General features: G+C 70.7%; 7 protein-coding genes. 2 read left to right on the top strand and 5 right to left on the bottom strand.

Annotated features, from left to right (window positions below):
• Together ACILQR_RS14925 and ACILQR_RS14920 are read right to left on the bottom strand one after the other, a co-directional pair.
• Positions 1-894, bottom strand: an 894-nt coding sequence (locus tag ACILQR_RS14925) for a carbamoyl phosphate synthase small subunit (RefSeq protein ID WP_395652177.1), incomplete at its 3' end; no start/stop codon positions are given.
• An 80-nt stretch (positions 895-974) separates the two neighbouring features.
• Positions 975-1673, bottom strand: a complete 699-nt coding sequence (locus ACILQR_RS14920) for an SDR family NAD(P)-dependent oxidoreductase (RefSeq protein ID WP_395652176.1) — start codon at positions 1671-1673, stop codon at positions 975-977.
• A 77-nt stretch (positions 1674-1750) separates the two neighbouring features.
• Between ACILQR_RS14920 and ACILQR_RS14915 the strand changes: the two genes are divergently transcribed.
• Positions 1751-2473, top strand: coding sequence for an HAD family hydrolase (locus ACILQR_RS14915; protein ID WP_395652175.1), 723 nt, complete (start codon positions 1751-1753; stop codon positions 2471-2473).
• Here the strand turns inward: ACILQR_RS14915 and ACILQR_RS14910 are convergent.
• Positions 2439-3413, bottom strand: coding sequence for an aspartyl protease family protein (locus tag ACILQR_RS14910; protein WP_395652174.1), 975 nt, complete (start codon positions 3411-3413; stop codon positions 2439-2441). The two genes, ACILQR_RS14915 and ACILQR_RS14910, sit on opposite strands and share 35 nt — an antisense overlap.
• 127 nt (positions 3414-3540) lie before the next feature.
• On the opposite strand from ACILQR_RS14910, the gene thrC reads away from it, so the two are divergent.
• On the top strand, positions 3541-4944 hold the full coding sequence (gene thrC / locus ACILQR_RS14905) for a threonine synthase (protein WP_395652173.1): 1404 nt from the start codon (positions 3541-3543) through the stop codon (positions 4942-4944).
• Here the strand turns inward: thrC and ACILQR_RS14900 are convergent.
• Both ACILQR_RS14900 and thrB read right to left on the bottom strand, forming a co-directional pair.
• Positions 4941-5528, bottom strand: coding sequence for a hypothetical protein (locus tag ACILQR_RS14900; RefSeq protein ID WP_395652172.1), 588 nt, complete (start codon positions 5526-5528; stop codon positions 4941-4943). The genes thrC and ACILQR_RS14900 overlap by 4 nt on opposite strands.
• Positions 5529-5583: 55 nt before the next feature.
• The gene (gene thrB / locus ACILQR_RS14895) at positions 5584-6543 is read right to left on the bottom strand and encodes a homoserine kinase (protein ID WP_395652171.1); all 960 of its coding nucleotides are present in this window, start codon (positions 6541-6543) and stop codon (positions 5584-5586) included.
• Between the last annotated feature and the right edge of the window lie 130 nt (positions 6544-6673).

Below are 6673 nucleotides of genomic sequence, written 5' to 3'. Positions count from 1 at the left end.
GCCCTGATCCATCTTGATCGTGTGGGCGCCCAGAGCCAGCGCCAGCATCTGGTGGCCCAGGCAGATGCCGAAGATCGGCTTGCCGCTCTCGACCAGCTTGCGGATCTCCGGCACGGCGTATTCGCCCGTCGCCGCCGGGTCGCCCGGCCCGTTGGACAGCACGACGCCATCGGGCGCCCGCGCCAGAATCTCCTCGGCCGAGGTCGTCGCCGGCACCACGGTGATCTTCGCGCCGGTCGAGGCCAGCGCCCGCAGGATGTTGCGCTTCACCCCATAGTCGATGACCACCACCGACTTGCGGCCCACGGTCCTGGGATGCCCCTCGGGCCATTCCCACAGGCCTTCGTCCCATTCGAACGACTGCAGGGTCGAGGCGGGCTTGGCCAGGTCGAGGCCCACCAGCCCGGTCCAGGTCTTCGCCTCGGCGACCAGAGCCTCCAGGTCGAACCGGCCGTCGGGATCATGGGCGATCACCGCATTGGGCGCGCCCTTGTCGCGGATGATCTTGGTCAGGGCTCGGGTGTCGACCCCGGCCAGCCCGACCACGCCGCGCCGCTTCATCCAGGCGTCGAAGGTCGAATCCGCCCGCCAGTTGGCCGCATCGGTCGGCACATCGCGGAAGATCGCGCCGCGCGCCGATGTGTCCGACCCGCCGCCCATCTGCTCGATGTCGTCGGCGTTGGTCCCCACATTGCCGACGTGCGGAAAGGTGAAGGCCAGGATCTGGCTCATGTAGGACGGGTCGGTCAGGATTTCCTGATAGCCGGTCATGGCCGTGTTGAAGACGACCTCGCCGAGCGCCGTGCCGGTCGCGCCGACGCCGATGCCTTGCAGGATGGTGCCGTCGGCCAGGGCCAGCACGCCGGTGCAGCCGGGGAGAAGTTGAGTGGTCATGGCGCGTCCCTTAGCACCGAATCCCGGCGCGCAAACGGCGGCGTGACTACAGACCCCCGATCTTGGGGTCAACGCCCGCCCTACTCGGGCACCCGCGCCCCGTCCCAGGCGAAGACCCCGCCGCTGTCGGCGGGCATCAATCCGTCCAGGACCGACAGCAGCCGCTCCGCCGAATAGGTCGCGTCGAACAGCCTTCCCTCCGCCACCCCTTTCTGGAACGGGGCGCTGAGGTCGGTCGCCACCGTCCCGGGATGCAGGCCCGCCACCACGGCCTGCGGATGCGACCGCGCGATCTCGATCGACAGGTTCCTCAGGATCATGTTCAGCGCAGCCTTGGACGCGCGGTAGCTGTGCCAGCCGCCCAGCCGGTTGTCCCCGATCGACCCCACACGCGCCGACAGGGCCGCGAACACCGCCCGCCGGTCACGCGGCAACAGCGGCAGGAAATGTTTGGCCGCCAGCGCCGGCCCGACGGTGTTCACCCGGTAATCCCGCAGCAGATGTTCGGCCGTCATCGCCCGATACGACCGCTCGGGCGCCTCGCCGTGATGCAGCACCCCCGTCGCCACGAACACCAGGGCCGGTGCCGGACCCTTCGCTACCTCGGCCGCCGCCGCCGCGATCGAGGCCTCGTCCTCCAGGTCAAATCCGGTCCCCGAGCGCGAAAGCCGGTGGACGACAGCGAACCGCCCGGACGCGCCGGCCGCATCTGCGACTGCCCGGCCAAGCCCGCCCGAGGCCCCGATGATGATTGCCGATGGTGCCGCGTCTTCGCTCATCGGCGCACAGGGCTCCCGTCAGGCCTGCGCCGCAAGCGGTCTTGCGTCGGGTGCGTCTGCACGTCACAGCACCGACCATGACCAAGGCCCCGATCACCACCGTCGGTCTCGATGCCGATGATACCCTCTGGCACAACGAGACCATCTTTCGTCTGACCCACGCGCGGTTCATCGCCCTGCTGGGTGACCGCGCCGACGCCGAGGTCATGGAGGCCCGGCTGGCCGAGGTCGAGCGGCGGAACCTGCGGCTCTATGGCTATGGGGTGAAGGGCTTCACCCTGTCGATGATCGAGACGGCGATGGAGCTGTGCGACGGCGAGGCTCCGTCCCACGTGGTCCGCGAGATCATGGCCGCGGGCAGAGAGATGCTGGCCCATCCGGTCGAGACCCTGCCCGGCGTGGACGAGGCCCTGGCGCGGTTGTCCGAACGCTACCGCCTGGTCCTGATCACCAAGGGCGACCTGCTGGATCAGGAGCGCAAGCTGGCCGCGTCCGGCCTCGGCGACCTGTTCGCGGCGGTGGAGATCGTCTCGGAAAAGGATCGCGGCACCTATGACCGCATCTTCGCCCGCCACGGCACGGGCGCGGCCGAGGCCGTCATGGCCGGCAATTCGATGAAGTCCGACGTCCTGCCGGCGCTGGAGGCGGGGGCCTTTGCCGTCCACATCCCCTATCACGTCACCTGGGCCCACGAACTGGCCGACGCGCCTGAGGACCACCCTCGCTACGGTGCGCTCGACGCCATCGCGGACCTGCCCGACTGGATCAACGCGCGGGCTGAGCCGCTCGACGCCGCCTGACCGGACGCTCCACGGTCAGGTCCAGCGCCCGCGAGGCCAGCAGCCGCCCGCCGCCCATGTCCACGATCATCCGTTGGCCTGCGAACGCCTCCATCCCGATCAGGGCCGCCGGGTAGCCGGGCGCCGCCACGTCGGAATAGATCGCGGTCTGAACCCGCTCGTACAGCCGGTCGCCGAAGGTCACCGTCCGAGCCTCCACCAGGGTCGAGGCCACGGCCCCGCCCAGCACCAGGCTGGACCCGCGCGCCTGGTCCCGTCCATCCAGCAGACCCGCGCCGTGGGCCGACTCGCGGCTGAGCGCCAGCAGGCCCGACGCGCCCGTGTCGACGATCGCCTCGACCGTCGCCCCCTCGACCGTGATCGTTGTCCCCAGGGCCTTGCCCACCTTGCGCACCTCGATGGCGATGACATCCGCAGGCAGCGGCGTTTCCCGCGCCACGAACCGCATCCGCCGCCTTTCCACATCGATGTCCAGCAGGCCCTGCGACAGCAGGTCCTGACCCAGGATCAACGGCGTCGACAGCCCGTCCGCCCGCGCCAGCGGCCCCAGATCGAGGATCGCCGCCCTCAGGTTCTCGATGCGCGTGGCCCCCAGTCCGACATCCAGCGTCACCCCCTTGCCGACCTGCGCCCCGCCCCCGACGCCGTAGGCCAGCAGCGGCATGTCGAAGGTCCGCGCCAGACCGAGGTCCGCGAACAGGGCCCGGTCGATGACCGAGAACTGCGCCCCGGAATCGATCAGCGCCCGCACCGTCCGCCCTCCGACGGTCGCCTCGACCGTCGGCAGCAGGGTGCGGGGCGCATCGAAGGCCAGCCAGTCATCCGCCGGGCCGAACACGACATCCGGCCTGCGCCAGATGACGTTGTCCTTCAGCCACCACCCGCCGCCCACCGCCGCGCCCATCAACCCGAGCCTGACCAGAAGCGTCCTGCGATCCATGGTCCACAGATGGTCCCTATTCGTCCCGCGCGCCACGGGCGAAAGCGTCGCGGGCCAGCGCGGCTGCGAGCGGCAGCGGGCTTTTCTCGCGTGACGGCGCCGCTTCCACTGGGTACGGAACGCACCCATGACGCAGAGCCCCGACACCTATGTCTCCACGCGCGGAGACACGACCCCGACCGACTTCGCCGAGGCCCTGCTGCGCGGCATGGCGCCGGACGGCGGCCTCTATATGCCCACGGCCTGGCCGACGCTGAACCCGTCCGCCTGGGCTCCGGGCCAGGCCTATGCGGCGATCGCGTCGGCGGCCATGGCCCCCTATGTCGGAAACGCCCTGCCCGACGGCGCACTCGACCGGGCGCTGGCGAAACTGGTGGCCGGGTTCGACCATCCCGACGTCACCCCCCTGGTCCAGCTCGAGGACGACCTGTGGCTGCTGGAGCTGTTCCACGGCCCGACCGCCGCCTTCAAGGACCTGGCCATGCAACTGGCCGCCTCCCTGGCCGACGAGGCCCTGGCGGCGTCCGGCGAGCGGCTGACCCTGGTGACGGCCACCAGCGGCGATACGGGCGCCGCCGCCGTCAACGCCTTTGCCAACAAGGCGCGCATCGACCTGATCGTGCTGCATCCCCTGGACCGTGTCTCGCCCGTCCAGCGCCGCCAGATGACCACGGTCGATGCCGACAACGTCCTGAACCTGGCCGTCCATGGCGATTTCGACGACTGCCAGCGGCTGGTGAAGGGCCTGCTGTCCGAGGAATCCCTGCGCGAGCGCGGCCGGTTCTCGTCGGTCAACTCGATCAACTGGGCGCGTCTGGCGGGCCAGATCCCCTATTACGTCTCCGCCGTCGCCCAGCTGGCGGCGCAGGGCCAGACACGGGCACCGACCTTCGTCGTCCCCACCGGCAATTTCGGCGACGCCTTCGCCGGCATCGCCGCGCGCAAGATGGGTCTGCCGATCGCCGGCTTCGTCGCTGCCGTGAACCAGAACGACGCCCTCGCCCGCGCCATCAACGACGGGGTCTATGCCCGCAAGGCCGCCGTCGAGACCGCGTCCGTCTCCATGGACGTCCAGGCCCCGTCCAATTTCGAGCGGCTGGTCTATGAAGCCTCCGGTCGCGACGCACAGGCGACCCGCGCGGTGTTCGAGACCTTCGCCCGCGACGGTTCGGTCACCCTCTCGCCCGCCCTGCTGGCCGCCCTGCGCGCCGAGGTCTCGGCCGTCTCGGTCGATGAGGCGACCACGCGCACGGAGATCGCGCACGCCTGGTCCGCCTGGGGACGGGTCGTCTGCCCCCACCCCGCCGTCGCCCTGCATGCCGCACGCAGCCAAACTCGCGGCACCGGTCCCATCGTCGCCTTGTCCACCGCCCACGCGGCCAAGTTCGGCAAGGACGTCGCCCCCGTTCTCGGCTTCGACCCCGACCCGCCCCGCGTCATCCGCGAGCTGGGCGACCGCCCCGAACGCCTGACGATCATCGAGGGCACGCCCGAGGCGGCGCTTGCGGCCGTGCGGGGGTTCCGCGCCTAACGAGCGGCCCGCTCGTACCGCCATTTCCGGAACGTCTGGACGGCGATCAGGACGAACAGGGCGACGCCCGCCACGATCCACAGCCGGCCCCAGCCGTGCTGGATGTCCCATGCCCGCGACGCGTTCCACAGCATGAAGGGCACGGCCAACAGGCCCATGGCCAGCACCCCGTAGTTGATGCGCGCGAGGGCCTGCCGCCTGCGCTCATCGCGCGACAGGCCGGGTGCCGTCGGCACCCTGTAGGCCAGTTGTCGTGCCGGTGCATTCCAGAGCCACAGCACGATCAGGGCGAACGCCAGCAGCAGGGCGGCGACCCCCAGCGGTGCCCAGGGCCGGACGTCGGTGCCCGCCCAGGCCGACCAGACCCCGGCCGTCAGACCGACGAAGACGGTTGTCCCGAAGACCGCCCATCCCGCCAGCCTCAACGACCGCGCAAAGCCCGAGACAAAGTCGGCATGTTCCTCGGCGTTCAGCCGGATGGCGGGGCCGGTCCGGTTGCGGCGATACAGGAAGCCCTGTTCGTCCGGCGCGAACTGCGCCGCGAACGCGGCCTTCAGCCGTGCGAAACTGCCGGTGTGGATCATGGCCGAAGCCTACGCCCCGATCGACGCAGGCGGAACCGACCGTATCTGACCGGGCTCAGGCCGCCTCGACGACCCGCCACCAGTCGACCCGGCGGAAGAAGGCCTGCGGATCCTTGGGGGTCACCAGCTTGGTCGGGTCGTGGAAGATCCGGTCGTGCAGCCGGGTCAGGGTGAACCGCACCGCCGCCGCCTCCCCCAGCCCGGGCAGGGCCAGCGCCTCGGCCCGCGTCAGGGGCCGCACCGTCTCATAGCCACGCCGGAAGGCCTCTGCCGCGCCCGCGATCGGCCGGCCCTCGCCGTCGAACGCCCAGGCGCTGAGCGCGATGGCCAGATCATAGGCCAGAGGCCCTGTGCAGCCGAAATAGAAGTCGATGACGCCGGACACCGCCCCGTCCTCGAACAGCACATTGTCGGGGAAATAGTCGGCATGGATCGCCCCGCCCGGCAGGTCGTCCGTGAACGGATCGCCGATCCGCGCCAGGGCCGCCTCGACCCCGATCAGGATCGACAGGTCCTCGCCCCGGGGCCTTCCCTGCAACCCCTTGGCGCACCGGTCCGCCAGGGCGCGCCAGGCGGCCCGGCCCACCGGATTGACCCGCCGCCCCTCAAAACTCGCTCCGGCCAGATGCAGCCGGGCCAGCATCGCCCCGGCCGCCGCCTGATCCTCCGACGACGGCGTCCTCAGCCAGGCGCCGGGCAGCCATTCGACGATCGCCGCCGGCCGGCCGTTCAGCACCCCGATCCATTCGCCGTCGCAGTCCCTCAGCGGTCGCGCCGCCGGGAATCCCGCCTGTCCCAGATGGTCGGTGAACCCCAGGCAGAACGGCAGGGACGCGGCATCCGTCCGCCCCTCGAACAGGGTCAGCACGAATTTCCCGGCCGAGGTCTCGAGCCGGAAATTGGTGTTCTCCACCCCTTCCGCGATGGCGTGCAGCGACCGGAATTCGCCGACGGCCGGATAGGCCGCCACGAAGGCCTGCGCCTGATCGTCCGAGACCGGAGTGAAGACCGCCATGGCCTAGTGGTATCCCAGTTCGGCGTGTTTGGCGCGGATGATGTCGGCGACGTCGGCCAGCACGCTCTCCGTCGTCGGCCAGCGCCCGGCTCCGCGTCCCTTGCACAGCCACACCCGGCCGTCCTCGCCA

The organism is Brevundimonas sp., assembly GCF_044239655.1.
Taxonomy (GTDB): domain Bacteria; phylum Pseudomonadota; class Alphaproteobacteria; order Caulobacterales; family Caulobacteraceae; genus Brevundimonas.
The sequence above is the reverse complement of the archived record's forward strand: the minus strand, read 5'-3'. Positions and strand labels throughout refer to the sequence as shown.